Annotated in this window: 25 protein-coding genes and 1 tRNA gene; 9 read left to right on the forward strand and 17 right to left on the reverse strand. The window is 70.6% G+C overall.

Features of this window, described 5'->3' with window-relative positions:
* Window positions 1-9 precede the first annotated feature (9 nt).
* A complete protein-coding gene (locus tag KZC52_RS16455; protein WP_247625203.1) occupies window positions 10-1,107 on the reverse strand; it encodes a PQQ-dependent sugar dehydrogenase in 1,098 nt (365 codons plus the stop codon).
* Between the two features lie 70 nt (window positions 1,108-1,177).
* Here KZC52_RS16455 and KZC52_RS16460 point away from each other — a divergent pair, with 70 nt between their 5' ends.
* Together KZC52_RS16460 and KZC52_RS16465 are read left to right on the forward strand one after the other, a co-directional pair.
* Window positions 1,178-3,265, forward strand: a complete 2,088-nt coding sequence (locus KZC52_RS16460) for a bifunctional lysylphosphatidylglycerol flippase/synthetase MprF (protein ID WP_247625204.1) — start codon at window positions 1,178-1,180, stop codon at window positions 3,263-3,265.
* Between the two features lie 146 nt (window positions 3,266-3,411).
* On the forward strand, window positions 3,412-4,560 hold the full coding sequence (locus tag KZC52_RS16465) for a baeRF2 domain-containing protein (protein WP_247625205.1): 1,149 nt from the start codon (window positions 3,412-3,414) through the stop codon (window positions 4,558-4,560).
* 93 nt (window positions 4,561-4,653) lie between these two features.
* Here KZC52_RS16465 and KZC52_RS16470 read toward each other — a convergent pair whose 3' ends face one another.
* From KZC52_RS16470 to KZC52_RS16485, 4 genes are all read right to left on the reverse strand, one after another.
* On the reverse strand, window positions 4,654-5,322 hold the full coding sequence (locus KZC52_RS16470; RefSeq protein WP_247625206.1) for a magnetosome magnetite crystal formation protein family: 669 nt from the start codon (window positions 5,320-5,322) through the stop codon (window positions 4,654-4,656).
* A 116-nt stretch (window positions 5,323-5,438) separates the two neighbouring features.
* A complete protein-coding gene (locus tag KZC52_RS16475; RefSeq protein ID WP_247625207.1) occupies window positions 5,439-5,903 on the reverse strand; it encodes a hypothetical protein in 465 nt (154 codons plus the stop codon).
* Between the two features lie 92 nt (window positions 5,904-5,995).
* A complete protein-coding gene (gene arfB / locus KZC52_RS16480) occupies window positions 5,996-6,436 on the reverse strand; it encodes an alternative ribosome rescue aminoacyl-tRNA hydrolase ArfB (RefSeq protein ID WP_247625208.1) in 441 nt (146 codons plus the stop codon).
* Between the two features lie 25 nt (window positions 6,437-6,461).
* Window positions 6,462-7,763 carry an MFS transporter gene (locus KZC52_RS16485; protein WP_247625209.1) on the reverse strand — a complete coding sequence of 434 codons (1,302 nt, stop codon included), beginning with the start codon at window positions 7,761-7,763 and terminating at the stop codon, window positions 6,462-6,464.
* A gap of 70 nt (window positions 7,764-7,833) precedes the next feature.
* On the opposite strand from KZC52_RS16485, the gene KZC52_RS16490 reads away from it, so the two are divergent.
* Both KZC52_RS16490 and KZC52_RS16495 read left to right on the forward strand, forming a co-directional pair.
* Window positions 7,834-8,457 carry a TetR/AcrR family transcriptional regulator gene (locus KZC52_RS16490; RefSeq protein ID WP_247625210.1) on the forward strand — a complete coding sequence of 208 codons (624 nt, stop codon included), beginning with the start codon at window positions 7,834-7,836 and terminating at the stop codon, window positions 8,455-8,457.
* A 22-nt stretch (window positions 8,458-8,479) separates the two neighbouring features.
* The gene (locus KZC52_RS16495; protein ID WP_247625211.1) at window positions 8,480-9,700 is read left to right on the forward strand and encodes an alpha/beta hydrolase family protein; all 1,221 of its coding nucleotides are present in this window, start codon (window positions 8,480-8,482) and stop codon (window positions 9,698-9,700) included.
* A 23-nt stretch (window positions 9,701-9,723) separates the two neighbouring features.
* Here the strand turns inward: KZC52_RS16495 and KZC52_RS16500 are convergent.
* The 6 genes from KZC52_RS16500 to KZC52_RS16525 all read right to left on the reverse strand — a co-directional run bounded on the left by KZC52_RS16500 (window position 9,724) and on the right by KZC52_RS16525 (window position 15,844).
* Window positions 9,724-9,799 (reverse strand) — tRNA-Met (locus KZC52_RS16500).
* Window positions 9,800-9,893: 94 nt separating this feature from the next.
* A complete protein-coding gene (locus tag KZC52_RS16505; protein ID WP_247625212.1) occupies window positions 9,894-11,315 on the reverse strand; it encodes a DUF6716 putative glycosyltransferase in 1,422 nt (473 codons plus the stop codon).
* Window positions 11,312-12,184 (reverse strand): N-acetylneuraminate synthase family protein, encoded by an 873-nt coding sequence (locus KZC52_RS16510; protein WP_247625213.1) that lies wholly within the window; start codon window positions 12,182-12,184, stop codon window positions 11,312-11,314. The genes KZC52_RS16505 and KZC52_RS16510 overlap by 4 nt, the downstream gene beginning before the upstream one ends.
* A gap of 96 nt (window positions 12,185-12,280) precedes the next feature.
* On the reverse strand, window positions 12,281-13,489 hold the full coding sequence (locus KZC52_RS16515; protein ID WP_247625214.1) for an acylneuraminate cytidylyltransferase: 1,209 nt from the start codon (window positions 13,487-13,489) through the stop codon (window positions 12,281-12,283).
* 1 nt (window position 13,490) lies between these two features.
* Window positions 13,491-14,867, reverse strand: coding sequence for a polysialyltransferase family glycosyltransferase (locus KZC52_RS16520; RefSeq protein ID WP_247625215.1), 1,377 nt, complete (start codon window positions 14,865-14,867; stop codon window positions 13,491-13,493).
* Window positions 14,864-15,844 carry a glycosyltransferase family 2 protein gene (locus tag KZC52_RS16525; protein WP_247625216.1) on the reverse strand — a complete coding sequence of 327 codons (981 nt, stop codon included), beginning with the start codon at window positions 15,842-15,844 and terminating at the stop codon, window positions 14,864-14,866. The genes KZC52_RS16520 and KZC52_RS16525 overlap by 4 nt, the downstream gene beginning before the upstream one ends.
* A gap of 124 nt (window positions 15,845-15,968) precedes the next feature.
* Between KZC52_RS16525 and KZC52_RS16530 the strand changes: the two genes are divergently transcribed.
* Window positions 15,969-16,859 carry a hypothetical protein gene (locus KZC52_RS16530; protein WP_247625217.1) on the forward strand — a complete coding sequence of 297 codons (891 nt, stop codon included), beginning with the start codon at window positions 15,969-15,971 and terminating at the stop codon, window positions 16,857-16,859.
* 46 nt (window positions 16,860-16,905) lie between these two features.
* On the forward strand, window positions 16,906-17,214 hold the full coding sequence (locus tag KZC52_RS16535; protein WP_247625218.1) for a DUF4229 domain-containing protein: 309 nt from the start codon (window positions 16,906-16,908) through the stop codon (window positions 17,212-17,214).
* Window positions 17,215-17,271: 57 nt separating this feature from the next.
* Here the strand turns inward: KZC52_RS16535 and KZC52_RS16540 are convergent, their stop codons facing one another.
* From KZC52_RS16540 to KZC52_RS16550, 3 genes are all read right to left on the reverse strand, one after another.
* On the reverse strand, window positions 17,272-18,267 hold the full coding sequence (locus tag KZC52_RS16540; RefSeq protein WP_372491589.1) for a 1,4-dihydroxy-2-naphthoate polyprenyltransferase: 996 nt from the start codon (window positions 18,265-18,267) through the stop codon (window positions 17,272-17,274).
* A 62-nt stretch (window positions 18,268-18,329) separates the two neighbouring features.
* Complete coding sequence (locus tag KZC52_RS16545) at window positions 18,330-18,620, reverse strand: DUF4287 domain-containing protein (RefSeq protein WP_247625219.1); 291 nt, start codon at window positions 18,618-18,620, stop codon at window positions 18,330-18,332.
* Window positions 18,621-18,639: 19 nt separating this feature from the next.
* Window positions 18,640-19,095, reverse strand: coding sequence for an Lrp/AsnC family transcriptional regulator (locus tag KZC52_RS16550; protein WP_247625220.1), 456 nt, complete (start codon window positions 19,093-19,095; stop codon window positions 18,640-18,642).
* A gap of 72 nt (window positions 19,096-19,167) precedes the next feature.
* On the opposite strand from KZC52_RS16550, the gene KZC52_RS16555 reads away from it, so the two are divergent.
* Together KZC52_RS16555 and KZC52_RS16560 are read left to right on the forward strand one after the other, a co-directional pair.
* Complete coding sequence (locus KZC52_RS16555; RefSeq protein WP_247625221.1) at window positions 19,168-20,607, forward strand: DUF6421 family protein; 1,440 nt, start codon at window positions 19,168-19,170, stop codon at window positions 20,605-20,607.
* Between the two features lie 31 nt (window positions 20,608-20,638).
* Window positions 20,639-21,280: an SDR family oxidoreductase gene (locus KZC52_RS16560; RefSeq protein WP_247625222.1), complete on the forward strand. Its 642-nt coding sequence runs from the start codon at window positions 20,639-20,641 to the stop codon at window positions 21,278-21,280.
* 28 nt (window positions 21,281-21,308) lie between these two features.
* Here KZC52_RS16560 and KZC52_RS16565 read toward each other — a convergent pair whose 3' ends face one another.
* On the reverse strand, window positions 21,309-22,700 hold the full coding sequence (locus KZC52_RS16565; RefSeq protein ID WP_247625223.1) for an MFS transporter: 1,392 nt from the start codon (window positions 22,698-22,700) through the stop codon (window positions 21,309-21,311).
* A 62-nt stretch (window positions 22,701-22,762) separates the two neighbouring features.
* On the opposite strand from KZC52_RS16565, the gene KZC52_RS16570 reads away from it, so the two are divergent.
* Entirely contained in the window at window positions 22,763-23,827 is a 1,065-nt protein-coding gene (locus KZC52_RS16570) for a threonine aldolase family protein (RefSeq protein ID WP_247625224.1), read from the forward strand.
* A gap of 27 nt (window positions 23,828-23,854) precedes the next feature.
* On the opposite strand, the gene KZC52_RS16575 is transcribed toward KZC52_RS16570, so the two are convergent.
* Window positions 23,855-25,678 (reverse strand): sunset domain-containing protein, encoded by a 1,824-nt coding sequence (locus tag KZC52_RS16575; protein WP_247625225.1) that lies wholly within the window; start codon window positions 25,676-25,678, stop codon window positions 23,855-23,857.
* A 138-nt stretch (window positions 25,679-25,816) separates the two neighbouring features.
* Window positions 25,817-26,428, reverse strand: coding sequence for a DUF4916 domain-containing protein (locus KZC52_RS16580; RefSeq protein ID WP_247625226.1), 612 nt, complete (start codon window positions 26,426-26,428; stop codon window positions 25,817-25,819).
* Between the last annotated feature and the right edge of the window lie 48 nt (window positions 26,429-26,476).

The raw sequence follows: 26,476 nt of genomic DNA on the forward strand, positions 1-26,476 counted from the left end.
CCGAAGGACCTATCCGAAGTCGACCCGGAGGATACGGTCGTCGCCATCCCGAGGATCGCCGCGACCGTCGGTGTTGTTCGTGAGCACCCAGACCGATCCGTCGGGGGCGGCGACCGCATCGCGCAGGCGTCCGTACTCGCCGCGCTGCTCGCCGCCGTGCAGCTCGAACGCCGTTCCGGTGTCGGCGAGCGGAACGATCCGCAGACGTTCGCCCCGCAGGTTCGCCATCACGATCTCATCCGCCGCCACCGCGATGCCGCTCGGACTCGCGGTCGACGGCGACCACTGCTGCACCGGGTCGACGAAGCCCTCGCGGTCGGCGATGCCCTCGACGGTCGGCCACCCGTAGTTCTCGCCCGCGACGATCACGTTGAGCTCGTCCCAGGTGTCCTGCCCGAACTCGCTCGCGTACATCGTGCCGTCCTCGGCCCAGGCGATGCCCTGCGGGTTCCGGTGGCCGAGCGTGTAGACCGCCGAGCCCGGGATCGGGTTGTCGTCGGGAACGGCGCCCTCGGGGGTGAGCCGGAGGATCTTGCCCGACAGCGCGTCGGGGTCCTGCGCGCTCTCGCGATCGCCGCCGTCGCCGGTCGTGGCGTACAGCAGCCCGTCGGGGCCGAAGGCGATGCGGCCGCCGTTGTGGTTGCCGGCCGCCGGGATGCCGTCGATCACCGTCGCGGCATCTCCCAGCGAGAGCGCGCCCGGGTCGCCGAGCAGATCGCGGCGCTCGATGCGGTTCTCGGTCGCTCCGCCGTCGCCGGCGTCGGCCGTGAGGTACGTGTAGAGCTGATCCTCGTGCACGGCGATGCCGAGGAGCCCGCCCTCACCGCCCGCCCGCACTCCCTCGATGCGGCCCACCTCGCGCGCGCCGCCCGTCGCCGTGATCTCGACGATCCGCGCGCTGTCGCGCTCGCTCACGAGCGCCGTCTCGCCGTGGAAGGCGATGGACCAGGGGGCGTCGAGTCCCGAGGCGACGACGGACGTGACGATCGCCGCGGCCTCGGACTCGGCCGACTCCGGTGTCGGGACCGGGGTCGGGGATGCGCATCCGGCCAGCGCGACGGCAGACACGACCAGGAGGGCGGTGGCGGTCCGGCGCGAGAGGGGCATGTCTCCCATCCAACCCTCTCGCGTCAGATGGAGGAAGACCCGGAGGGGCGCTGATCGCTACGCTGAGCGCATGCACGCAGAGCCGAACGCCTCGTCGACACCCGTGCGGTCCTCGGCGCTCTCCGTCGTGAGGCGGATGCCGGCGACGCTGACGTTCATCGCGCTGATCCTCGTCGTCGGCGTGGTGTGGCAGGGACTCTGGACCCCCTTCGAGAAGTCCGCGCTGTTCGAGACCGTCGCCTACGGGCTCCCCAATCTCGCCGACGGCAAGTGGTGGACGCCGCTGACCGGCACGTTCTTCGTGAACGAACCGTGGGTGTACATCTTCACGATCTCGGGCTTCTGGGGCATGGCGTACCTCGAGTACCGTCGCGGGTCTCGCGTCGCCCTCGCCTACTACGCGATCGGGCAGCTGTTCGCGATCTTCGCCACCGCCCTCCTGCTGCTCGTGCTCTCGCAGTTCCCCTGGGCGTGGGCGACGGCCCAGGCGCAGGCGCTCGACGTCGGGGCATCCGGCGGCACCATGGCGTGCATCGCGGCAGCCGTCGGCCTGTTCCGCCCGCCGTGGCGCGTGCGCGGCTGGTTGATCCTGCTCGGCTTCGTGTTCGTCGCCATGCTGTTCTGGGGCAAGGTCGCCGACCTCGAGCACCTGCTCGCCGTGCTGCTGATCCTGGTCGTCGACCGCTCGCTGCGCGTACGGCGCACGACGGTGCGCGAGCAGCGGCTCATCGCGGTGATGGCGATCCTCGTACTCGGCGCGGTCGAGATCATCACGACCCTGGTGCCCACCGACGGACCGTTCGGCCCAACCGATCCGGCCTCGGGCGGTTTCATCGACCTGGCGATCGACCTGGTCGTGATCCTCGTGCTCGTGAACGGCTTGCGTCGCGGACGCCGCTGGTCGTGGGTGCTCGCCGTGCTCCTCGGCATCTTCAACGTGCTGATCGCCGCCCTCGTGCTGACGCTCATCATCCTCACGAGTCAGGCCGAGCTCGACATCCGCTGGGACGGCGAGACCGAGCTCGCGCTCGCCAACGGGTTCCTCTGGGTCGTCGTGCTCGTCTACCTCGTGTGGGTGCGGCGCGCGTTCCGCGCCAAACGGCGCTCGCCCCTCGGCATCCCGCCCACGCCGACCGTCGACGACGTCAAGGCCGATCTGCGCGCGCACGGCGGCGGCACGCTGTCGTGGATGACGACCTGGGAGGGCAACAGCTACGCCCGGGTGGCCGGCGGCGTCGTCGCGTACCAGCGCCGCAACGGAGTCGCCCTCGCGCTCGCCGACCCGATCGGCCCCGCGGATGCGCGGGCCGAAGCGGTCGGGGACTTCATCCGCACGGCCGAGCAGACCGGCCTCGTTCCGTGCTTCTTCAGTGCGGATGCCGCGACCCTCGCCGCCGTGCCGTCGACGTGGCGCAGCATCGTCGTCGCCGACGACACGATCGTCGATCTTCCGGGGCTGGAGTTCACGGGCAAGCAGTGGGCATCGGTGCGCACCTCGCTGAACCGGGCGGGTCGCGAGGACATGACGTTCCGGATGACGCGGCTCGGCGACGAGTCGTGGGGCGTGAAGCAGCAGCTGCGCGCGATCTCGGAGGCGTGGGTCGGCGACAAGGATCTGCCCGAGATGCGCTTCACCCTCGGCACGCTCGAGGAGGCCGAGGACCCCGAGGTGCGGATCGCCCTGGCACTCGCGCCCAACGGCGACGTCGACGGCTTCCTGTCGTGGCTGCCGGTGTACGGCGCGGGCGGCCGGGTGCGCGGCTGGACCCTCGATCTGATGCGCCGGCGCGAGGGCGGGTTCGCACCCGTGATGGAGTACCTGATCGGCGCCTCGGCGAAGCAGTTCTCCGAGGAGGGCGCCGAGATCATGTCGCTCTCGGGGGCGCCGCTCGCCCACGACTATCCGCCGGACGCCGGGATGATCGCCGCGTTGAGCGACCGTCTCGCCGAAGCCCTCGAACCGGTGTACGGCTTCGGTTCGCTGCACCGCTTCAAGCAGAAGTTCCACCCGCGCTACGAGACCATGTACCTGCTGTTCCGCGACGAGAGCGACCTCACCCGGATCGGTGGCGCGCTGACCCGGGCGTTCCTGCCGGATGCGACGCTGCGGCAGTTCGCCGGGGCGGGGCTGGAGCTCGTGCGGGGCGGCAAGGACTAGTCCGGCGCCGGTCCGGCGCTCATCGGGAGCGCCCGATGTCGGCCCCGCGCGCGGCTAACGTCGGGCATCCGATTCGTCAACCCGGTCGACCTCTCCCCTCTCGTTTCCTAGCGTCGTGTGGACCGACGACCGATGAAGGAGAAGTCATGAGCGAACACACGCTGACCGAGATCCTGCAGGGTTCGGGCCCCTGGACCACCGCCTACGTCGACGGCACGGGCGAGCTGCCGCAGGTCGAGGAGGGAGCCCGCCACCAGGCCGTGCGCGATCAACTGATCGACGAGGTCGGAGCACCGGAAGACGACGCCGCGGCCATCGAGACCGCCCTCGGCGAGCGCAACGGACTGCCGAGTCCGTCGGCCCGCGTCGTGATCGCCCGCGACGGAGAGACGGTGCTCGATCGCAGCTTCATCGGAGCGCGCCTCGGCCCGGAGCGCCTCGAGCACGGCGCCCTGCCGTCGATCCTCCCCCTCCTGCGCCACACGGCGTCGGAGACCCGCTACCTCGTCGTCGAGACGAGCCGCGACGGCGCCGACATCCGCCTCGAGACCTCGGGACGCGGCGGCAGCGAGCGCGAGACCGAGATCGAGGGCGACACCGACGAGATCTCGAAGGTGCGCACGGGCGGCCTGGGAGATGCGAAGTACCAGAACTACGTCGAGAACGTCTGGAAGCAGAACCAGAAGGATGTCGCGGCCGCGCTGAGCGCACTCATCCGCGAGGAGCGGCCCGCGTTCGTCGCGGTGTCGGGCGATGTGCGCGCACGACAGCTGCTGGCCGAGGAGCTCACGGGCGACGAGCGCGCGCTGCTCGTCGACGTCGATGCGAACACCCGGGCCGACGGTGCCGATCGCACGGCGCTCGACGACACGATCGCCCGCGAGATCGACGAGCGTCGCCGTCGGGAGATCGCCGACGTGCGCGACCGTGCAGCCGCCGACGACGGCTCGGGCGGTGCCGAAGGCTTCCCGGCGGTCATCGAGGCTCTGCAGCAGGCCCGCGTCGACACTCTCGTGCTCGACGGGCGCCTGCTCGACGACGAGCGCACGCTGATCGCTCTCGACGGCCCGCCGTGGGTGGTGACCGACGTGGCGCAGCGACTGAACACGCAGGTGCTGGGAAGCATCCGCGCCGCCGAGGCGCTCGCGCGCGCCGCCCTGCTCACCGACGCCCGCGTGCTGATCGAGGACGACGAGTACGAGGCCTCCGACGACCGCCGCGAGGAGCGGCCCGCGCGCGAGCCGATCGCCTCGCTGCGGTGGGCGGATGCCGGGACGGACGCCGATCCGAGCTGACGCGCACCGCATGCCGCATACGAAGAGAGGACGCGGACCCGATCGTGGGCCCGCGTCCTCTCTTCGTGTGCGGTGTGGCGTCGCTTCCGCGGATCAGGCGCGGAAGAACGGGATCGCCAGGGCGGGCCGGTGCACGACCCGCTCGGAGATCACCGTGCCGCGGATGAGGGTGACCAGGCAGTAGATCCCGATTCCGATGATGAGCAACCCCGGGACGGCGATCCAGCCCGAGGGTTCGCCGCCGTCGCTGTAGCCGTACTCGTCGTACGAGCGCGGCCGCGCCGTCCCGACACCGATCGTGATGAGGAGGACGAAGAGCACGATGAGGTAGAGCACGTAGCTGAGCGCCCAGTTCGCCGCCCAGCGCGCGTTCTCACGCACGATCGGATGCGGCGAGCGCATCGCGGACGACCGCTGCACGATCCCGACGATCGCGGCGACGATCGCACCGACGTACGGGATGTACACGAGGAACAGCAGCGCCCAATAGCGACGACCGCTGATCGGCGGGTAGCCGTAGGGGGCGTACCCGGGGGTCGGGTAGCCGGGGGCCGGATAGCCGGGGGCCGGATAGCCGGTCGGAGCCTGGCCGTAGGGTGCGGACGCCTGGGCGTACGCGGGCTGCCCCGGGTACGGCGCCGGGGCCTGACCGTACGGCGGCTGCGCCGGGAGCGAGTATCCGGCGGGCGGCTGGTAGCCCGCCGGCGGCTGAGGCGCGGCGGGAGGTTCGGGCGGCTGGACGGCGTCGTTCTCTTCGGTCATCTGTCACTCCCAAGGTCGGAACCGCGCTCCCCCTGAGCGGGCCAGCGACCATCATCGCAGACAGCACGCGGACCCGCGGACGGCTGCGGACGGATCAGACTCCGCGGGCTGACAACCTAGGCGCGCAAGAACGGGATCGCCAGAGCGGGGCGGTGAACGACCCGCTCCGAGACCACGGTGCCGCGGATGATCGTGACGAGGCAGTAGATCACCAGTGCGATGAACGAGCCGACCAGAATCAGCCACACACTGAAGTTGAGGGCCTCACCGCCTGGATAGTCCTCCTGGTAGCGCAGCGCGTTCAGCGGAGCGGCGACCGCGAGGAAGATCGCGATGAGAGCGATGAGGTAGAAGGCGTAACTGATGGCCCAGTTCGCCGCCCAGCGCGCATTCTCGCGCACGATCGGATGGTGCACGTGCATCGCCGACAACCGCTGCACGATCGCGACGATGATGGCGACGATCACCCCGAAGTAAGGGATGTACATCAGGAACAGCAGCGCCCAGTAGCGGCGACCACTGATCGACGTGTATTCGATGGGCGGTTGAGGCGGCAGGACGGCGTGGTTCTCGTCGGTCATGTCTCGCTTCCAAGGTCGGAACCGCTCCCCCTGAGCGGGCCAGCGACCATCATCGCAGAGACCGCGCGCACCCGCCGACAGCTGTGGACGGGTCAGACGTCGCGCGGCCGCTGACGCAGCTGCTTCACATCGGTGCGGCGCTGCTTGGCCTTCAGCCGCCGCTCCTTCGATCCACGACTGGGCTTCGTCGGGCGACGGGGCGGCGCAGGCGTCCGGATCGCCTCGGCGACGAGCGCGACCAGCCGCTCCCGCGCCGCCTCGCGGTTTCGCAGCTGCGCCCGGTGTTCGGATGCCGCGATCGTGAGCACGCCGTTCACCAGCCGGCCGGCCAGCCTCTCGAGGATCCGCTCCCGCTGCACCGGGGAGAGCTGCGGGGAGTTCGCGGCATCCCACACCAGTTCCACGCGGGAGTCCGCCGTGTTCACGCCCTGCCCGCCCGGCCCCGAGGAGCGCGAGAACCGCCACGACAGCTCGGACTCGGGGATCGTGAGACCCGACGAGACCCGGAGGCCGGGGCGAGCTGAGGTGGACATGGCATCCATCATCCCCCGATCGGCGTCATCCCGCGATCGGCGCGGGGGCCGCGGCATCCTGCTCGTCGGTCTGCTCGCCGAGCGCGCCGCGCTCCTCCTTCTTCGCGGTGTTGACGATGTGCGCGCGGCCGACGACGATCGCGGCGACGACCATCAGGGCGACGCCCAGCCAGTAGGGCGCGGCGTGGCTGATGCCGGCGTAGAGCGCGGCGGCGATGAGCGGGGCGACCGTGCCCATCGCGGCGTTGAGCGACTGCGTCACACCGCCCAGCCAGCCCTGCTCGTCGTCGCCGACGGCGTTCGACATCGCGCCGTCCATCGCGGCGGTCGCGGCGCCCTGGCCTGCGGCGAGCATCAGCGCACCGACGATGAACACCCACGGCTGCGCGAGCACGGACGCGACGATCGCGAGCCCGGCAAGACCGATCGCCTGGGCGACGATTCCGCTGACGATCACGCCGCGCTCGCCGATACGGGGCAGCAGGATGCCGAGCAGCACGCCCTGGATGAGGATGTCGATGATGCCGACGCCCGCGGTGAGCAGCCCGATCTGCGTGGGTCCCCACTGGATCGAGTCGAGGGCGAGCACGCTGAAGTTGTTGACGAAGAACCCGAACGGCAGGGCGAGCAGCGCGAAGCCGATGAGGAGTCCGCGCAGCTCGCGGCGGGCGAAGGCGTTGCGGAACACGGCGAACGGTTGCACGTCGCGGGCCGCGATGCGGGCGATGCGGTTCTCGGGCGCGAGGCTCTCGGGCAGCAGGAAGATGCTGAGGATCGCGATCGTCAGGCCGACGGCGGCGGTCACGAAGACGGGCAGCTGCAGGCTGATGGCGGCGAGGAGCCCGCCGACGGCCGGGCCCACCATCATGCCGATGCCGGAGAGGGCACCGAGCAGGCCGAAGCGCTGCGCGCGCTTCTCGGGCGGGGTGATGTCGGCGAGGTAGGCGAAGAGCGCGGGCAGATCGCCGGCGGTCAGCCCCTGGATGACGCGCGCGAGCACGAGCACCCACAGCGCGCCGCCGATCCCGAACAGCGCCATCGAGAGCGCGGCTCCGAAGGCGGCGGCGATGATGACGGGCCGCCGACCGAAGCGGTCGGAGAGGCGTCCGAGGAACGGGGCGACGAGGAAGGCGCACAGACCGTTGATCGCCTCGAGCACCCCGACCCAGATGGCGAGGTCGCTCTCGTGCGACACGTACTGCAACACGACGAAGGGGAGCACGGGAAGGACGACCGTCATGCCGATGACGGTGAGCATCGTCAGGACGATGAGCATGATCCAGGCGCGGTTCGTGGAGCGCGCGGAGAGGAGAGAAGGTGAAGTCATACCGAAAGTGTATCCATACCAGTTTTGGTGTCAAGCCAGTTTTGTATCGAGTTCGCGATAGGGTGGAGGCATGACCGGAACGAACCCCCTCGGCCGGCGGGAGCGCAAGAAGGCGGCGACCCGCAAGAACATCTCGGATGTCGCGACGATGATGTTCCTCGAACGCGGATTCGACGACGTCAGCATCCGCGAGATCGCCGACGCGGCCGATGTCTCGCCCACCACCGTCTTCGCGCACTTCCCGCAGAAGGAGGCGCTCGTCTTCGACGAAGACGACGAGCAGCGCGACCGTCTCGTGGGCGCCGTGCGCGACCGTGCGGACGGCAGCACGATCAACCGCGCGATCCGCGACTTCTACGCCGCCGAGATCGGCGCGAACCTCGACGAGCACGGCGAGGACGTCGCGCGCATCTTCCTGCGATTCCTCAACGAGACCCCGGCGCTGCGCGACTACGCCGCCAAGATGTGGCTGCGCCACGAGGACGCGCTGGCCGATGCGATCGCCGACGAGCTCGGCCTCGACGCCCCGACGCCCGAGATCCGCGTCTACGCACGTTTCGTGCTGCAGCTGCAGCTGCTCATCACCGACAGCGACGACCAGCTCGCCACCCTCGACGCCGGGTTCGTCGTACTCGAGCACGGATGGGGCCGGGTCGAGCAGCGCCTTGTGGGCTCGGCGCACGACCCTCGATAGTGGAAACGGAAGGGAGTCCCGCATGACGCACCACGCCGCCCACATCCGCGCGTTCTCCGAGAGCGCCGACTTCGACTTCGAGATCCGCAGCGCCCTCGGCGCGAGCGTGGAGGGCGCTGCAGAACCGGGCGAGGTCCTCGCCGCCGTCGCCGGCATCCGCAACGGCGAGCACGAGGCCTGGTTCGACGCCTGGAAGGGTCTGGCCGACCGCACGGTCGCCACGGCATCCGCGAGCGCGGAGGCGGGGCACCCGGTGAGCGCGGCATCCGCCTACCTGCGCGCCTCGGCGTACTACGGGGTCGCGGTCAATGCGGCGAGCGCACTCGCCGACCCGGATGCGATGGCACCGACGTTCGCGAAGCAGGAGGCCGCCTGGCGCGGATTCGTGACGCACACCTCGACCGTGGTCGACGACGTCACGATCCCGTGCGGCGGCGGGACCCTGCCCGGATGGTTCTTCCGCCCCGCGCCGGTACCGGAGGGCGCGACGCCCCCGACGCTGGTGGCCGTCAACGGCAGCGACGGCTCGCGCGCCTCCCTCTACGCGGCCGTCGTCGCGCCCGCTCTGCGCCGCGGATACAACGTGCTCGTCTTCGACGGTCCCGGCCAGCAGTCGGAGCTCTTCGAGAAGGACGTGCCGTTCCGCCCCGACTGGGAGCACGTGCTCACCCCGGTCTTCGACACGGTCGCCCGCCTCGACGGCGTGGATGCGATGCGCATCGCGGTCTACGGCATCAGCCAGGGCAGCTACTGGGTGGCGCGCGCCCTCGCCTTCGAGGACCGTTTCGCCGCTGCGATCACCGACCCCGGGCTCGTCGACGTCTCGACCTCGTGGACCGGGCACCTCCCGCACGGGCTGCTGAAGCTGCTCGACGAGGGGCAGGTCGAGAAGTTCGACCGCGAGATGGAGCTCGGTCTCAAGCTCTCCCCCGAGACCGCGCGCACCTGGCGCTTCCGCGCACGCCCCTACGGCACGCGAGGCTACGGCGAGACGATCCAGGCCGTGCGTCAGTACTCGGTCGCCGACATCGCCGCCGAGATCACGACCCCGCTGCTGCTCCTCTCCCCCGAGAACGAGCAGTTCTGGCCCGGCCAGGCCGACCGGCTCGCCGCCCTGACACCCGGCGTGTCGACGGTCGTGCGCTTCACCGAGGCGGAGGGCGCCGACGGGCATTGCCAGCCGCTCGGCCGCACGATCACGGCGCAGCGTATGTTCGACTGGTTGGACGAGCGGCTCGGGTGACGCCCGGGTCTCGTCGGGAGAAGTGGACGCGACGGCGGGAGTCGAACCCGCAACGCCATCAGATATGAGCTGAGGCCCGGGACCGCCCGGATCGCCGCGATGGCACTGACGTTACCCGGCCGTGATCGTCAAAGCGAGGACATTCCTCGAAGTGACACTCGACTACTTCGTATGACGTCATCAAGGCACGACGTCAGCGCCGGATGGAGTCGCGCAACGGGCTCGGCTCGAGCGTGTAGTCGGTCGAGGCATCCGCCCAGGTGCGCCCGCCGCCCTGCGTGCGCCCCCGGCGCAGCGCTGAGATCAGGCGGGTCGCCGGCACACCGATCGCCAGTGCGACCGCCCCGCTGACCGACCGGTCCTCGCGACCGAGCACGCTGGCCCGATGCCACGCCTCGTGCAGCCGACGCCCGCGAGGTGCGGGCACCCGCCGGGCCGGAAGCCCGCCCGCCCGGCGCAGTGCCACGAGCTCCTCGACGCGCTCCCACCACGTCGACTCCTTCGAGGGGTGGAAGTAGTTGTCACGCAGCCAGTCGGGGTGCGGCTGACGGAACCGGCCGCCCACCACCTCGCGCCCGCCGCCGAGCAGACCGCTGCCCACGAACACCGTGTTGAGGAGCGGCTTGCTGACCCCGTAGGAGTCGAGCGCGATCACGGGCACACCCTGTGCGACGGCCTCGATCGCGGCGGTGGAGCTCACGGTGACGAGACCCGCGGCCGTCGAGAGCGCCTCGGCCATGGACGCGTACGAGACGACGAGGTTCGACGGCATCCGGCCCGCGAGCAGCTCGGGGTACGAGTCGCGTTCGAGGTGCGTCTCGGCTTCCCCCGGCCGCGAGCGCAGCTTCACCACGATGCGCCGGGTAGGGTCGACCTCGGCGGCGCGGATGAGCATCTCGGCGATCTTCTCGCGCTCGGCGCGCTCCGCGGGAACCATCGCCTGAGCCGCGAACACGACGTCGGTCGCCGGTGGGCGGTGAGCGACGGCCTCGGCAGGCTGCGGGCGTTCGGCGACCGCGACGCCCGCCACTCCCGACACCCCCGCCGCTCCGGCGGCGAGCACCCGCGCGCGATCGGCCGCCAGCATCCGCTCCCGTCCGCGCGCGAACGGCAGCGTCGCCAGGGCCATGGGGATCTGCACACCGATGCGACGACCGAGCTCGGCGAAGGCCCGCTGCTCGCGGTGCGAGTGCACGACCAGCAGGTCGGTGTGGCGCCGGTAGTCGAGGGCGCCGCGCTGCGCGGGGATCGCCATCCCCGGCAGGCCCGAGACGGTGACGGGACGCTGGGGCAGCGCGTCGATCACGCGCCCCATCAGGCGCACGAAAGGGCCGCGCCCGGCGAGCACGACGACGTCGGGCTCGTGCCGGGTGAGCCAGGCCTCGGCCTCGTGGAAGGCGATGCGCGCGACATCGGACTCACGGATGCCGGTGCCCGCGAGAGCCGTGCGCTGCTGGGCCGCGCTCGCGGTGAGCGGGGTGCGCACGAGCAGCAGCTGCGGACGGATGCCGGGCACCGCCGCGAGCAGCGAGGCCGACCACTTCACGAAGGAGTCGGCATCGGCGATCGCGACGGCCTTCAGCCCTCCGCCCTCCCCGGGGCGCAGGTCGGTCATGCGGGAACGCGGCGCAGCTTCGCCATGGGGGCGAGCTCGCTGTCGAAGACGCGCTTGACGCCGTCGCCGAGGGCCTTCTCGATCACGCGGATGTCGCGGACGAGGTGCTCGAGGCCGGTCGGCTCGAGGGAGGCCGCGTGGTCGGAACCCCACATCGTGCGGTCGAGGGTGATGTGGCGCTCGACGGCGACGGCCCCGATCGCGACGGCGGCGAGCGAGATCTGCAGGCCGCGCTCGTGGCCGGAGTAGCCGACGGGGATCCCGGCGTAGCGGTCGCGGAGCGTGGCGATCGCCCGCAGGTTCGCCTCCTCGGGCTCGAGCGGGTACGTGGAGGTGGCGTGCATGAGCACGACGCGGTCGGTGCCGAGCGTGTCGAGCGCGCGATCGATCTGCTCGATCGTCGACATGCCGGTCGAGAGGATGACGGGCTTGCCGGTCTCGCGCAGGGCGAGGAGCAGCTCGGTGTCGGTCAGGCTCGCCGAGGCGACCTTGTGCGCGACCACGCCCAGGTCTTCGAGGAAGGCGACGCTCGGCACGTCCCACGGCGAGGCGAACCAGTCGAGGCCGAGCATCGTGGCGTGGTCGCCGATCGCGATGTATTCGTCGCGTCCGAACTCGACGCGGCGGCGGTAGTCGAGGTAGCTCATGGTGCCCCAGGGCGTCTCGCGCGGCACGTCGCGCATGTGCGCGGGGGTGGAGATCTCCGGGGTGCGCTTCTGGAACTTCACGGCGTCGGCACCGGCCCTGGCCGCGACGTCGATGAGACGCTTCGCGATGTCGACGTCGCCGTTGTGGTTCAGGCCGATCTCGGCGATGACGTAGGCGGGGCGACCGCCGCCGATCACGCGCGATCCGATGCTGACAGTCATGGTTCCTCCGGTGGTCGAGCGATGCGGAAAACCCCCGCCCCTCCTGGCTACGCCTCGGGGGTGAACACCCGACGACTCCCGGGTTACCGGCACCGGTCAGTCGGGCAACACCCGTTCGACGAGCTCGCGCACGGCGCCGTTCCCCCCGGTGCGGGTGAGCACGACGCGCGCTGCGGCGAGCACGCGCGGGTGCGCGTTCGCCACCGCGACCGGCCACCCGACGATGCGCATCGCGGGCAGGTCGTTGACGTCGTTGCCGAGGTAGGCGATGTCGTCGAGGCGGATACCGGCGTCCGCGGCCCACGCGCGCAGCGCCTGCTCCTTGTCGTCGATGCCGTGCAGCACCGGCACCCGCAGCTTCTCGGCCCGGGCGCGGACGACGGGGTTCTGCTCGGTCGAGAGGATCAGCATCGGGATGCCGGCGCGCCGGAGCAGTGCGACGCCCATGCCGTCCTCCCTGCTCACCCGCACGCGCTCCCCGCCGTCGGCGTCGATGATCGCGGTGTCGTCGGTGTGCACGCCGTCGAAGTCGGTGACCACGGCGCGCACGTCGATGCGCCCGGGGGCTTCGCCTGCCCGATCGTGCACCGCGGCGAGCGCGTCGGCGATGCGGAGCTGCTGCGCATCGTCGATCTCGATCGCCGTCCACTCCGGCACCTCGGCGATGCGGATCCGGCCGAAGAAACGGTGCCGGCTCGTGCGGAAAGCCTCCGCACGGAAGACGTAGAACGCGCCGGTCTCGAGGTAGTGGGGCTCGCGGTCCTGGCGGCGCGGGCGGTGCGCGGCCTCGTGGTTGATGGCCGTGGCCTGGTCGACCTGTGATGCGCTGCCGCGGCGCCAGAGGAAGCCGTAGGTCTCGTGCGCCGAGAACACGCTGTCGGCGCGATCTGCCTGCACCTCGGCGACGGCTCCGGCGAGCGCCGCGCTCGGGAGGAACGGCGAGGTGGCCTGCACGAACGCGATGATTCCGACCCGCTCCCCCGCGGCTTCGATCTCGTCGACCGCGTGCAGGATCGCGCTCTCCGACGACGCCGTGTCGCCGGATATCTCCGCGGGTCGACGGACCACCCGCGCGCCCGCCGCCGCACTCACGGCGGCGATCTCGTCGTCATCGGTCGAGACGACGACGAGGTCGATGCCCGCGGCGTCGCGCGCGGCCCGGATCGCCCGCACGACCAGCGGCACTCCCCCGACGGTTCGCAGGTTCTTGCGCGGCACGCCCTTCGATCCGCCGCGCGCGGGGATGATCGCGACGGTCAGCCCGTCGGTCGCATCACTCATGTCATCGCTCAAGTCATCGCTCATGTCATCGTCCTCGAATCACTCGCCAGGCCCGGCCCGCACGCCGTCGCGCCCCGATCGCCGTCAACCGCAGCTCCTCCATACGCCCGGTGCCTCCGGCCGAGCGCAGCATCCGCCGCGCAGCACTCTCGGCCGGCGCCCCGGGCAGACGAAGGTCGCGCAGCCGCTCGGGCGAGAAGTACCGCTCGCGTTCCCCCGGCGTCAGATCGCGCAGCAGCAGTTCCGCGCGATCGCGCAGGTGCCCGGCGATCTCAGGTTGCATGGCGTAGCCCACCGCATCGACGAGCAGCTGCAGACGCGCAGGATCGACGTACGGGGAATCCTCCCGGGTGAGCGCGTCGACGATCGCGAGCGGTACCCGGTTGCTGTTCTCGTACGGGCGCAGGCGCCGCAGCAGCATCGACGCCCCCGCCGAGGCGATCGTCGTGCCGCGCAGAGCCTGCACGGTGGGCAGCGCGGTCGAGAACGCCGCGACCACCGCACGCGCATCGACGCGGCGGGCGAGCTGCTCGGCGGCGAGCGGCCCTCGGTAGACGGCGAACTCCACGCCGTGCGAGAGGGCGCGTTCGCGCACGACATCCGTCTGCAGCGGCGGCGCCGCCGGATGCGGTTTGAAGACGATGCGGGCGGGTCCGGCGGCAGCCGCCCGGTCGATCAGCTCGCGCTGCAAGGCGATCTCCTCGCGCGGGGTCAGCAGTCCAAGCGCCGAGAGGTACTGTCCGAGCACGATCGCGGTGGAGGCGCCGTCGTCGAGCGGATGCCCCGCCGTGTCGAGGAGGGGCTCCCCGAGATCGGTCTCGTCGAGCACGCGTCCGAACGCGGCGACGGGCACGGGAACGGATGCCGCGACCGGGCCGCCTGCGAGAGGCGCGACCCCCGGCACGACGTCGGCGTGCAGCACCCGGATGATGCGGCTGCGCACGGCGTGGTCGAGGGGCACCCGCATCGGCGAGTACGTCATGAGGCCGTCGCCCACGATCGTGATCTTCGCGCGCGGGAACAGCGACATCAGCGTGCGCGCCGGCGCGACCTGCGGGCTCTGCACGAACAGCTCGAGATCATCGGCGTCGAGGTTCCACGCCTGGGTGAACAGGCGCTCGAGCAAGGGCAGGTCGGCAGGTTCCGGCTCCCATCCGCTCGGATGCAGCGGGCCGAGCAGCGCGTCGAGGTCCTCGATCCGGTCGAAGCGAGTCCGCATCGCGGCGAGCGCCGGGTCTGCGGCGATCCCGGTCACGAGCTCGGGCACCCGCGCCGAGACGAACGGCACCAGCACCCGGTCGCCGCCCGCTCCACCGGGACGCGGCTCCAGGAGCCCCTCGTCGATCGCCGCGGCGACGGTCGCGAGCCCGTAGGCGCTGTGCAGCGCGAAGATCCGGGTCATGAGCCGTGCCCCGCCCGTCGCAGCACCCGCGCGAGCACTCGGCGCCGCGGTCCCGAGAGTCCGCGCACGGCGGCCCGCACCTCGGCGTGGGGCAGCGCCCGCAGCAGCTCGACGATCCCCGCACGCATCTCCCCGCGCAGTGCGCGCGGCATCCGCCGGGCTCGCACGAGGTGGTGCGAGCTGAGCGCCAGGGAGGAGAAGGTGATCTTCGGCAGGAATCGTGCGGCCTCGGCATCCGCCTCGACGATCGCGACGGCCTCGGCCATCGCGCGGGCGAAGTCGAGCTGCCGCCGGTCGCGCACCTGCGTGAGCGAGGTCGACACCCCGCGGCGGTACAGGAGCGCGGGGGCGTCGACCACCGCGAACGAGGAGTCCGACAGATGCAGTCGCCAGATCCAGGGGCGGTCCTCGGCGGTGTGCAGCCCCTCGGGGAAGGCGGCGAGTCCCCGATCGATGATCCGGCGGTCGAAGATGCCCGCCCAGGCGAACGGGTAATCGACCATCGTGGTCTCGGTCGCCGGCAGGATGGCGTCGCGGGCGGCGACGACGGCCTCCCGCCACGGATGCGGAGCGCGCACGAGTGCCCGATCGGCATCCGTCACCGTCACGTGATCGGTGCGCAGGAAGTCGGCATCCAGCTCCCGCAGCCGACGCGCGAGCACGGCGAGCCGCTGCGGCTGCATCCAGTCGTCGCCGTCGAGGAAGCAGAAGGCGTCGCCCTCGACGTGCGCGAGTCCCTGGTTGCGCGCGCTCGCGAGCCCGCGGGCCGAGTCGTTGCGGATGACCTCGGCGTGCGGAAACCGATCGGCGTACCGGCGCATGAGGGCGCCGGTGTCGTCGCCGGATCCGTCGTCGATCGCCACGAGCTTCAGCGCCGCCGCATCGTCGAACTGACGCGTCAGGCTCTCGAGCGTGGTCGCGATGTAGGCGCCGGCGTCCTTCGCGGGAAGGATGACGGTGACGAGCGGACTGCGCACGGGACTCCCGGTGATGGTCGGTCGGTCGGGAATCGTCTCAGGCGTTCCTTGCCGCCCGGCGACGCGCGGGTGAACGCGGGGTGTCCTGGTAGGCGGGGCCGCGCGCATCGGCGACGATGGAGCGATGCTCTTCTCACGCGGGTCGAACGGTCGACGGATGCTGCGACGACGCCATGACACCCATGATCTGCGATGGCTCTCTGCGCGCGCCTGGACGACCCGCTGGTATCCGCAGGGGATCGACATCGGCGAACGCGAGGGGCGCCGCACGCTCGCCGTCAGTTGGTTCCGCCAGGATCGGACCGGCCATCATCTCGCCTCGCGCGTCGTGCTGATCGACACCGAGCGGGCGAGGCATATCGACATCGCGCTCGCGATCGAGGACGATGCGGGCGACCTCCAGCCCGCGCAGATCCACACGGGCGGGCTGGCCTGGTTCGGCGATCGGCTGTTCGCCGCGGCGACGGGACGGGGCATCTGGGAGTTCGACCTGTCCGACATCCGCCGCGTGCACGGCCCGGTCGCCCGGCGTGTGCGCGGGATCGCCGGCCGATGGTGGCCGCGCTCCGCACTGGTCGCCGTGCGCACGCGCGTGCATCCGGTCGATCTGCGCTGCTCGTTCCTCGGGCGCGCGTTCGACGCCGACGGCGCACCGCTGCGGCGGGTGCTGATCGGCGAGTACCGCCGCGACGACGAGGGACGCATCGGCGAGTTCACGATCCCGGAGGGCACCGATGACGACTTCGTCGCTCACGAGCGGTTCGCGCCCGGCATCCCCCGCATGCAGGGTGCGGTGCGGTGGGGTGACCGGATCCTCGTGTCGCAGTCGGCGCTGAAGACCCCCGGCAGGCTGTGGACCGGCACGCGCGATGCCCTGACCCGGCACTCCTTGCCCCTGCCCGCCGGGTGCGAGGACCTCGCGCTCGATCCGGACGAGCGGATGCTGTGGACGCTCGGCGAGCATCCCCGGCACCGGGTCGTGCGCGGCATCCCCTTCGCCCGTATCGGGCTGTGAGGGTCGGCCGAGAAGTCCGCCCCGAGAACGCTCGTAGACTTGTCGGGTGAAGCCTGCACCTTTCTTCGTCTACTCCGTGCTGCGGCTGCTGGCGTTCCTCGTCCCGCTCGCGATCCTCTGGTTCTTCTTCCCAATCTTCCGGGAGTTCTGGTGGCTCGCCGCGATCTTCGCCGCGCTGATCGGCACGAGCATCTCGATGCTGTTCCTGCGCCGCCCGCTCACCGAGGCGTCGGCGGCGATCGTCGAGCGCCGCGAGGCGCGCGCGTCGACCGGCCAGGAGGATGCCGACGCGGAGGACGCGGTGGTCGACGGCGAGAGCGAGACGCGCGCCGACGAAACCCGCGACGAGAAGTAACCGCGGGAGACAGCCGGGCTCTGCCGGGCTGTGCCGGGTCAACCGGGCTCGGCCGGCTCAGCCGATGAACGCCCAGAACAGGGCGCCGGCGTACAGCAGCGACGTGAGCGAGGTCAGCGCGAGAGCGATGACGAGTTCCTTGGGCTGGCGGTAGGTCCAGACGATCAGGATCGCCGGGAGCCCCGCGAGCAGGGCGAGCAGCGAGAGCCAGGCGATCGGGAAGAGCAACGCCAGCAGGATCGCGATCGCGAACGGCGCGAGCACGAACAGCGTGAACAGCACCTGCGTCGCGCGGCGCCCGATGAGCACCGTGAGCGTGCGCTTGCCGACGACGCGATCCTGGTCGATGTCGCGCAGGTTGTTGGCGAGCAGCACCGCGCAGGCGAACAGTCCCGCGGCGATCGCCCCGAGCCACGCCTGCTGCGGCAGGTCGAAGATCTGCACCCAGGTCGTGCCGAGGGTCGCGACGAGCCCGAAGAAGACGAATACGAACACCTCGCCCAGACCGGCGTAGCCGTAGGGGCGCTTGCCGCCGGTGTAGAACCAGGCGGCGACGATGCATGCGGCGCCGACGGCCAGCATCCACCACTGCTCCGTGCGCACCACGATCGCGACGCCCACCGCGGCGGCGAGCGCGAAGAACACCAGCCCGATGATGAGCACGGTGCGCGGCTTCACGCGACCTGAAGCGGTGAGACGCGTGGGACCGACGCGCACGGCATCCGTCCCCCGCACGCCGTCGCTGTAGTCGTTGGTGAAGTTGACGCCGATCTGCAGCAGCACCGCGACCGCGAGGCACGCGAGGGCGATCACCCAGTGGAACTCGGGGCCCGTGCTGCGCGCGGCTCCCGTGCCGATGAGCACCGGCGCGATCGCGAGGGGCAGCGTGCGCAGACGCGCGGCGCCGATCCAGTCGCCGAGCGTGACGGGCCCGGCCTCGATCACGGCCTGGCGGGCGGGGTCGCCGCTCGCCCGCTTCGCCGGGTTGCCGCTCACGCGGGCCGGGTTGGTCTTGCGGGTCGCGGAGGTCTTGCGCTTCGAGGATGCTGCCACGGAGGAATCCTACTGTGCGAGCCCATGACGCCCCGGGGGCGACGGCGGGTCGGGGATTCGGGTCAGGGATTCGGGTTCGAGTCCTTGCCGTCGAGCCACAGCTCGTCGCTCTTGTCGCCGTGTGCTCCGCCCTTGCCGACGTGCGTGGAGCTGATCTTCGGCCCCTTGAGGATCACGTGCACCATCGCCTGGGCGTGCCCGTGGCCGAGACCGTAGGTCTCCTTGAGCCAGTTCAGCACGACGGTCGACTTCGTCGTGTCGTCGAAACCCTGCTCCTTCGCGAGCGCGATGAACTGCCGGGGGGTGAGACCCGTCTGGGTCTCGACCTTGTCGAGGTAGGCCTGGAACGACATCGGTGTCTCCTTCAGGGGGTCAGTCGTGCGCGATCGGGATGATCGGTCGATGCTCATAATAGGTCTGCAGCACCACGGTCGTGCGGGTGTTCACGGATGCCGCGAGCCGGATGTCGCGCACGAGCTCCTCGAGCGCCCGGGGCGAGGCCACGCGCACGAACAGCATGTAGCTCGCGTCGCCGGCGATCGAGTGGCACGCCTCGATCGCATCCAGGTGCTCGAGCTGCTCGGGGGCGATGTCGGGCTGTGCGGGGTCGAGCGGGGTGATCTCGATGAACGCCGAGAGCGGCGTGCCCACCTTCTCCGGGTCGAGCAGCGCCCGGTAGCCGGTGATCATGCCCCGCGTCTCGAGGCGGCGCAGACGCGACTGCACGGCCGAGACCGACAGCCCCACGGCATCCGACAGTTGCGAGAGCGTGGCACGCCCGTCGCGGGAGATCTCGGCAAGGATCGCGCGGTCGACAGAGTCATCCATGCGTGTAAGAATATCGTTAGCTTCCCGTTTGCACAGGAAAGTTTCCGTCTATTTCTCCGATCGGAGGTCCCGATGTCCATCATTTCCGCCAACAGTTCCGCTGTTCAGGCCATCGTCGGCGAACCCGAGGTCGTCGAGGATGCATCGACCGCCGAGTCCTCCGCCGCCTGGGCACAGCTCAAGGACGCCGCGATCGCGATCCGCGAGATGCAGATCAAGGACGGATCGATCCCCGACGCCGCGCACCACGCGACGGCCCGCGAGCTCGTCGCCGCGATCACCGCCGGCATTCGCGCCCTCGCGCCCGCCTTCCCCCATGACGCCGCCTACCTCGCGGCCTCCGTGGTCGACTTCGACCGCTGGGCCGCGGAGGACTTCGGCGTTCCGGACTTCCTCGACTCGCTCGTGGCGTTCCAGCCGCAGGAGCACCGCGTCGACGGCATCCGCCACCTGGTCGTCTTCCCGATGTACACGCAGAACGGTTCGAGCGACCGCCTCGTCGAGGCCCTGATCGTCGAGACGATCTGGCCGGAGTTCATCGGCGCCCTCGAGGCCGGCGACTACGGCAACAAGCTGTTCGTCTCGCTGCGTCTGGTCGACTTCACGCCCGGGTACGACACGAACTCGGCCGTACTGTTCCCCGAGACCGTCGCGATGCGCGAGATCCCCTCGTTCACGTGGGGCGCGATCTTCCAGGACCGCGAGGCCGCCCGCTACCGCCGCGTCACGCGCGCGGCATCCGAGATCACCAAGCTCGATCTGCCCGAACGCGCCGCCGAGATGCTCGACGACCAGGCGCTCACCGAGCGGGTGTTCGTGATGTGGGACATCATCCACGACCGCACCCACATGCGCGGCGACCTGCCGTTCGATCCGTTCATGATCAAGCAGCGGATGCCGTTCTTCCTCTACTCGCTCGAAGAGATGCGCTGCGACCTGACCGCGTTCCGCGAGTCGGTCAAGATCGAGCGCACGCTCACCGCGCGCAGCGAGGCCGGCGAGGATCTCACCGACTCCGAGCGCGAGATGCTCGAGCATGCACCTCTGGTGCAGTACGCGGTGATCTTCGACCGCATCTTCCGCTTCGCGATCACGGGTTCGCGCGTGCGCAACTACGACGGCCTCGGCGGACAGCTGCTGTTCGCGTGGCTGCACCAGCGCGGAGTGCTGCACTGGACCGACACGGCGCTCGCGTTCGACTGGGAGGGCGTGCCCGACGCGGTCGTCGCGCTCGGCGACGCGATCGACGACCTGTACTGGCATTCGATCGACCGTCCGAAGACGGCGCACTGGCTGGCCGCCTACGACCTCGTCCGCTCGGTGCTGACCCCGCATCCGGCGTCCGCCTGGGCGCGCGGACTGTCGGACGAGATCCTCGCGGGGGCCCCCAAGGGCTACACCGACGCGGTGCTCGACGACGAGTTCCCGCTGTCGATGTTCTTCGAGGCGCTCGACAAGAAGATGAAGACCGTGATCGAGTCGACCGTGGGAATCCGCGGCACCGACGACTGATCGCATCCACGGCCGGGCCGGAGTCTCGCATATGAAGACCATCGTTCTCGCGGGGGCCACGAGCACCTCCGGCCTCGCCGTGACCCGCGCGCTGATCACGGCGGGCATGCGCGTCGTCGCGACCGGACGCTCCGCCGACCGTCTGCAGCCGCTGGCGGATGCCGGAGCACGGACCGACGTCGCCGATGCGACCTCGCTCGATGACATGATCGCGCTGGCGGAGCGACTCGCGTCCGACGGCCTCGCGGTCGACGCCGTCGTGCCCCTCGTGGGCGGGTGGCGTGGGGGCGGCGGCCTCGCCGGTCAGAGCGACGAGGACTTCACGGCGCTGCTGCCCTCACTCGACGCCGTGCGTGCGACGAGCCGCGCGTTCGACGGGGCGCTGCGGGCATCGGATGCCGGACGCTTCGCGATCGTGTCGTCGACGGCCGTCGCGCGACCGCTCGCCGGCGGGGCGAACTACGCCGCGGTCAAGGCCGCGAGCGAGGCGTGGACGCGCGCCGTCGCACAGGGGTTCGCCAAGACGGCTCGGGATGCGGGAGAGCCGCTGCGCGCGGCATCCGTCGTGTTCCGCGCGAAGGCGCTCGACCCCGAGTCGCTGGCACCGCGCATCGTCGGTTTCTGGGATGCGGATGCCGCCGAGCTGAACGACCGGGTCATCGACCTGGAGTGAGCGGGGTTCGCGATCGGGAGCGTGGCGGCTAGAGCTGCGATGCTCCCGGGACGACCGGCGGGGCATCGTCGACCGACGCGCCCTCGCCCTCGCCCGGAATGCTCTGCTCGGGCGCCTCGGCGTAGAGCACCGTGAGCTTGCGGTACGACTTCGTGAAGAACGCGAGCGTCGCCGCGACCACCATGATGAGCCCGGCGAACAGACAGATCAGGGCGATGCCTCGGGCCTCTCCTTCGCCGAGCAGCCAGCCCCACTGCTGCTGACCCTCACGGCCGTCCATGTAGGGGATGATGAGGAACTCGGCGAGAGGCGCAATCAGGAACGCCGTGATGGGTGCGGCCGCCGCCTCCATCGCCGCCGCGACGCCGAAGACCCGGCCCTGGCGTTCGAACGGCACGACCTTCTGGATCACGGTCTGCTCGGCCGCCTCGACCGGCGGCACGAGCGCCATGTAGACCCACATGCCGAGCACGTACAGCCACCACCACTCGCGCAGCATGAACACCGCTCCGAGCAGCCCCATCGCGATCACGACGAGCAGCATGGTGCGCATCGGCTTCTTGCCCAGGCCGAACTTGGCCACCAGGCCGCCGCCGATGAGGAAGCCGGTCGACGCGAAGGCCAGGGCGAAGCCCCACGTCTGCGCGTCGAACAGCGTGAGCCCGTAGGGGTCCATGAGCGCCATGTAGACGCCGCCGATGAGGTTGTTGAAGGTCGAGAAGATGATGAGCGCGAACAGCCCGGGAGCCTGCCGGATCGCGCGCACGCTGCCGCGGAAGTCGACCGCGCTCTGGGCGTCGGGGTCGGCCTGCGGCTCGCTCTCGGGGATGCGGATGAAGAGCAGATGCGCGAAGGTGACCGCCATCGCGGCGATCGCGATCGCGAGGGTCCAGCCCATGCCGAGGAACCCGATCGAGAGCCCCGAGAAGACGCTCGTGACGAGGAAGGCGATGCCCTGCACCGTGCCGACGAGGCCGTTGGCGTTGGCCCGCTTCTCTTCGGGCACGAGCAGGGTGACGGTGGTCGAGAGCGCGATGTTGCGCAGCTGCTCGATCACCCCGCCGAACAGGATCACACCCGAGAACAGCCAGAACCACGGGCCGCCCAGGTCGAGCAGGGCCGCCTCGGGCTGCGACAGGTAGAGCACTCCGGCGACGAGGAAGGCCACGGCCGAGATCACGCTCGAGAGCACCATGACCGCGTGCTTGCGGTGCCGATCGACGATCGTTCCGAACATCATCGCGAAGAACGCGACGAACAGCATGTACGCGCCGCCGATGACGCCGGTCGCGAGCACCGACTGCGTCTCGATGTAGACCCAGAAAGTGAGCGCGAACCAGAGGAAGCTGGTCGTCACGTTGGCGATCAGCGTATTGACGAGGACGTTGAGGAACGCCCGGTTCGCTGCGGTCCGCTGCATGGGTTCGAGGGTACTCAGGACCACCGACATCCGATACGGGTTCGGGCGAATAGGCTGGGTCGGTGACCATTCAGCACGACCCCGCGATCCGGGGCTTCGCCAGTGACAACTACTCCGGCATCCACCCCGAGGTGCTCGCCGCGATCGCGACCGCCAACGACGGCCACCAGGGCGCCTACGGCAGCGACGCGTACACCGCGCGCCTGCAGGAGGTCGTTCGCTCCCACTTCGGCGAGCGCGCCGAGGCCTTCCCCGTCTTCAACGGCACGGGCGCGAACGTCACGGGCCTGCAGTCGATGCTCCCCCGCTGGGGTGCGGTGATCGCGGCCACGACCGCGCACATCAACGTCGACGAGGGCGGTGCCCCCGAGAAGATCGGCGGATTCAAGCTGCTCACGGTGCCCACCGACGACGGCAAGCTCACCCCCGAGCTCATCGACCGCGAAGCCTGGGGCTGGGGCGACGAGCACCGCGCGCAGCCGCTGGTGGTCTCGATCACCCAGTCGACCGAGCTCGGCACCCTCTACACCGCCGACGAGATCCGTACGATCGCCGATCACGCGCACGAGCGCGGCATGAAGCTGCACCTCGACGGCGCTCGCCTCTCGAACGCCGCCGCCGCCCTCGATCTGCCGCTCGCGGCCTTCACCACGGATGCCGGCGTCGACGTGCTCAGCTTCGGCGGCACCAAGAACGGCGCCATGCTCGGCGAGGCCGTCGTGGTGCTGAACCCCGAGGCATCCGACGGGCTGGTCTACTCGCGCAAGTTCAACATGCAGCTCTCGTCGAAGATGCGCTTCGTGTCGGCGCAGTTGATCGCTCTGCTCGAGGGCGACCTGTGGCTGCGCAACGCGCGTCACGCGAACGCCATGGCCGCCCGCCTCCGCGGCGAGATCGAGCAGGGCATCGCATCGGGTTCGATCACCGGCGTCGCCTTCACGCAGCCGACCCAGTCGAACGGCGTGTTCGCGACTCTGCCCGACGGCGTCGCCGACGCGCTGCGCGAATCGTTCCGCTTCTACGACTGGGATGCCGCGCGCAACGAGGTGCGCTGGATGTGCAGCTTCGACACCCACGAGGACGACGTCGACGCGTTCGTCGCCGAGCTCGCGCGCCTCACGGCCTGAGGCCGCGCGGAGCCTCGGCCGGCGCGCTCATCGCTTCGACTTGCGATACCCGGCCTTCACTGCCGCAGCCTCGGTCCGGAAGCACTCCTCGGGCTTCGTCTTCGAGTAGTAGGCACCGGATGGCACGTGATAGATGTGCGAGCTGGCGTTGCCCTTGATCGGCGCCCACGACGGGCAGTCCCACGACGAGACGGGTGTGGTCCGGTTCGGGTACGTCACCGCAGCGGATGCCGTGGACGTCCGCTGCGCCGTGACGTAGCCGCTCTTCGCTCCGGTCACCCGTACTGTGACGCGCTTGCCGACCATGCCCGCCGTCACGGAGAGCGTGGAGCCCGTCGCGTTCGCGATGGCCTTCCCGTCGAGGTACCACGCGTAGGCGATGCGGGTGCCGGCGGTCCAGGCACCGGCGGCGGCGGTGAGGCGGTTTCCCACGACGGCGGAGCCGCTCAGTGTCGGCGTCGGGGCCGCGAGAACCGCGAGCACGGCGGACGTCGGGACGGAACGCTTCGCCGCTGTAGCGAACCCGGCCTTCGTGCCGGTCACGACGACCGTGATGGTCTTGCCCGCTGCTGTCGCCGGGATCTTGAAGGCCGTCGTCGTCGCCTTCGGCACCGCGACCCCACTGACGTACCACTGGTACGTCAGCTTCGCTCCCGCCGTCCAGGTGCCGGCCGCCGCGGTGAGCGTCTGCCCGACGATCGCCGAACCCGAGACCTTGGGCACGGGAGCCGTCATCGGCTGGACGACGGCGGATGTCGCCACCGATGTCCGCGTCGTCACGAGATACGTGGCCTTGCGTCCCACGACCTGCACCGAGATCTTCTTGCCGACCAGCGACGCGGGGACGACGAAGGTCGCCGCGGTGGCCTTCGAGATCGCGACTCCGTTCGCCAGCCACTGATACGTGAGCGCGGCCCCGGACGTCCACGACCCGGTCGATGCGCTGAGCTTCTGCCCGACCGTCGGGGATCCGGTGATCGTCGGCGTCGCCGCCTCCATCAGACGCAGACTCTCGAGCTTCGCAGTGATCCCCGTACGGACGGTCGCTGCTCCCAGAACGATGCGTTCCGCCTGGGCGATTCCCGGTGCGTCGTTCCACCATTCGGACGACGCCCCCGTCACCGCCGATACGAACGCGACACGGTAATCCCCGGCCGGCAGCCCGCCGACGGCGAACGTGCCGGTGTCGGAGACGTAGTCCGCCGAGGTCGCAACTGTGCCCGTCCCGGAACCGGGGTAGACGGCCACGGCGATGCGCCTCCCCCGCAGATCGACACCGGCGGGGACCGTCACCGATCCCGAGACGAGCGCCGACGCGGTGAGAGCCACGTCGTACGCCAGACCCGCCGAGTCCACGACGACGGTCGCAGCGCCGTCCGGAGTCGTCGAGTCGACACCCCAGCGGTCGAAGACCGCACGTCCCCGCGAGACGACGGCGAGCAGGACCTCGCCCACGGGCACCTGCAGGGAATAGCTCCCCGTGTCACCGACCGGGGCCGCCGCGAGCGGTGAGGCCACGTCGGATCCCGGCGAGTACGCGACGACGTACGTGCTCCCACTCGCCAGGGCGACGGCTGCGGGGAACGTTACCGTCCCGGCGACGACGCCCGTCTCGGGAACACCCTCGACGGGTTCCGTCGGCTGAGCCGCGCGCTCGGCCGCGGCGATGGCCGCCCGCGGGAGACGATCCGCGAAGGAGGCGAACGCCGGCTCGGTCGCGGCCACCGTCGCTCCTGCGATCTGGGCCGAAGCTGCGGGCGTTGCCACCGCGATCAGCATCGACGCCAGCATGACAGCGGCGACCGTGACAGCAACGGATCGACCGAAGCGCGGGCGCAGGGGGATCGCCATGGGCATCCTCTCGGAGGGACGGGACGCGATCGAGTATCACGCCGAACACGGCTCTCTCGGAGCAGATCGCCTATGACATAGATACACCGGCAGAGGCCTCGAAGGCCATATGCAGAATGCGATGTGCCGCCGGCGCGCTCAGCGCAGCAGGCCGAGGCTCGCGAGCGCCTGCCGGATGAGCGTGCCGCGGCCGCCCTCCATCTCCGACCAGACCGCGTCTGAGCCGGCGGCCTCGGGCGAGAACCAGGTGACCTCGAGGGCATCCTGACGGGGTTCGCAGGTACCGGTGACCGGCACCACGAAGGCGAGCGACACGGCGTGCTGCCGGTCGTCGTGATAGGCGCTCACGCCGGGGATCGGGAAGTACTCGGCCACCGTGAACGGCAAGGGCTGGGGTGGGAGCAGCGGGAACGCCATCGGACCGAGGTCGTTCTCGACGTGGCGGAACAGCGCGTCGCGGATGGTCTCGCCGAAGCGCACGCGGCCCGAGACGATCGTGCGCGTCATCTCACCCAGGGGCGTCGAGCGGAGCAGGATGCCGATCTCGCTCACCTGGCCGGATCCGTCGGTGCGCACCGGGATCGCCTCGACGTAGAGCATCGGCAGGTGCCGGCGCGCCTCCTCGAGCTCGACGTCGCTCAGCCACCCGGGGTTCGCGTCGGGCGCAGGGGGCTGGGGTGCACCGTCGCCGAAGCCGCCGAGGCCGTCGTCGTCGGGCTCGGGGTCGGGATCAGGTGTGCGCACCGCCATGTGTCCTTTCTACCAGCAGCATCCGACTTCCCCTATGGCCATGCCGTG

Origin of the sequence: Microbacterium galbinum, assembly GCF_023091225.1 — a bacterium.
Classification (GTDB): Bacteria; Actinomycetota; Actinomycetes; order Actinomycetales; family Microbacteriaceae; genus Microbacterium; species Microbacterium galbinum.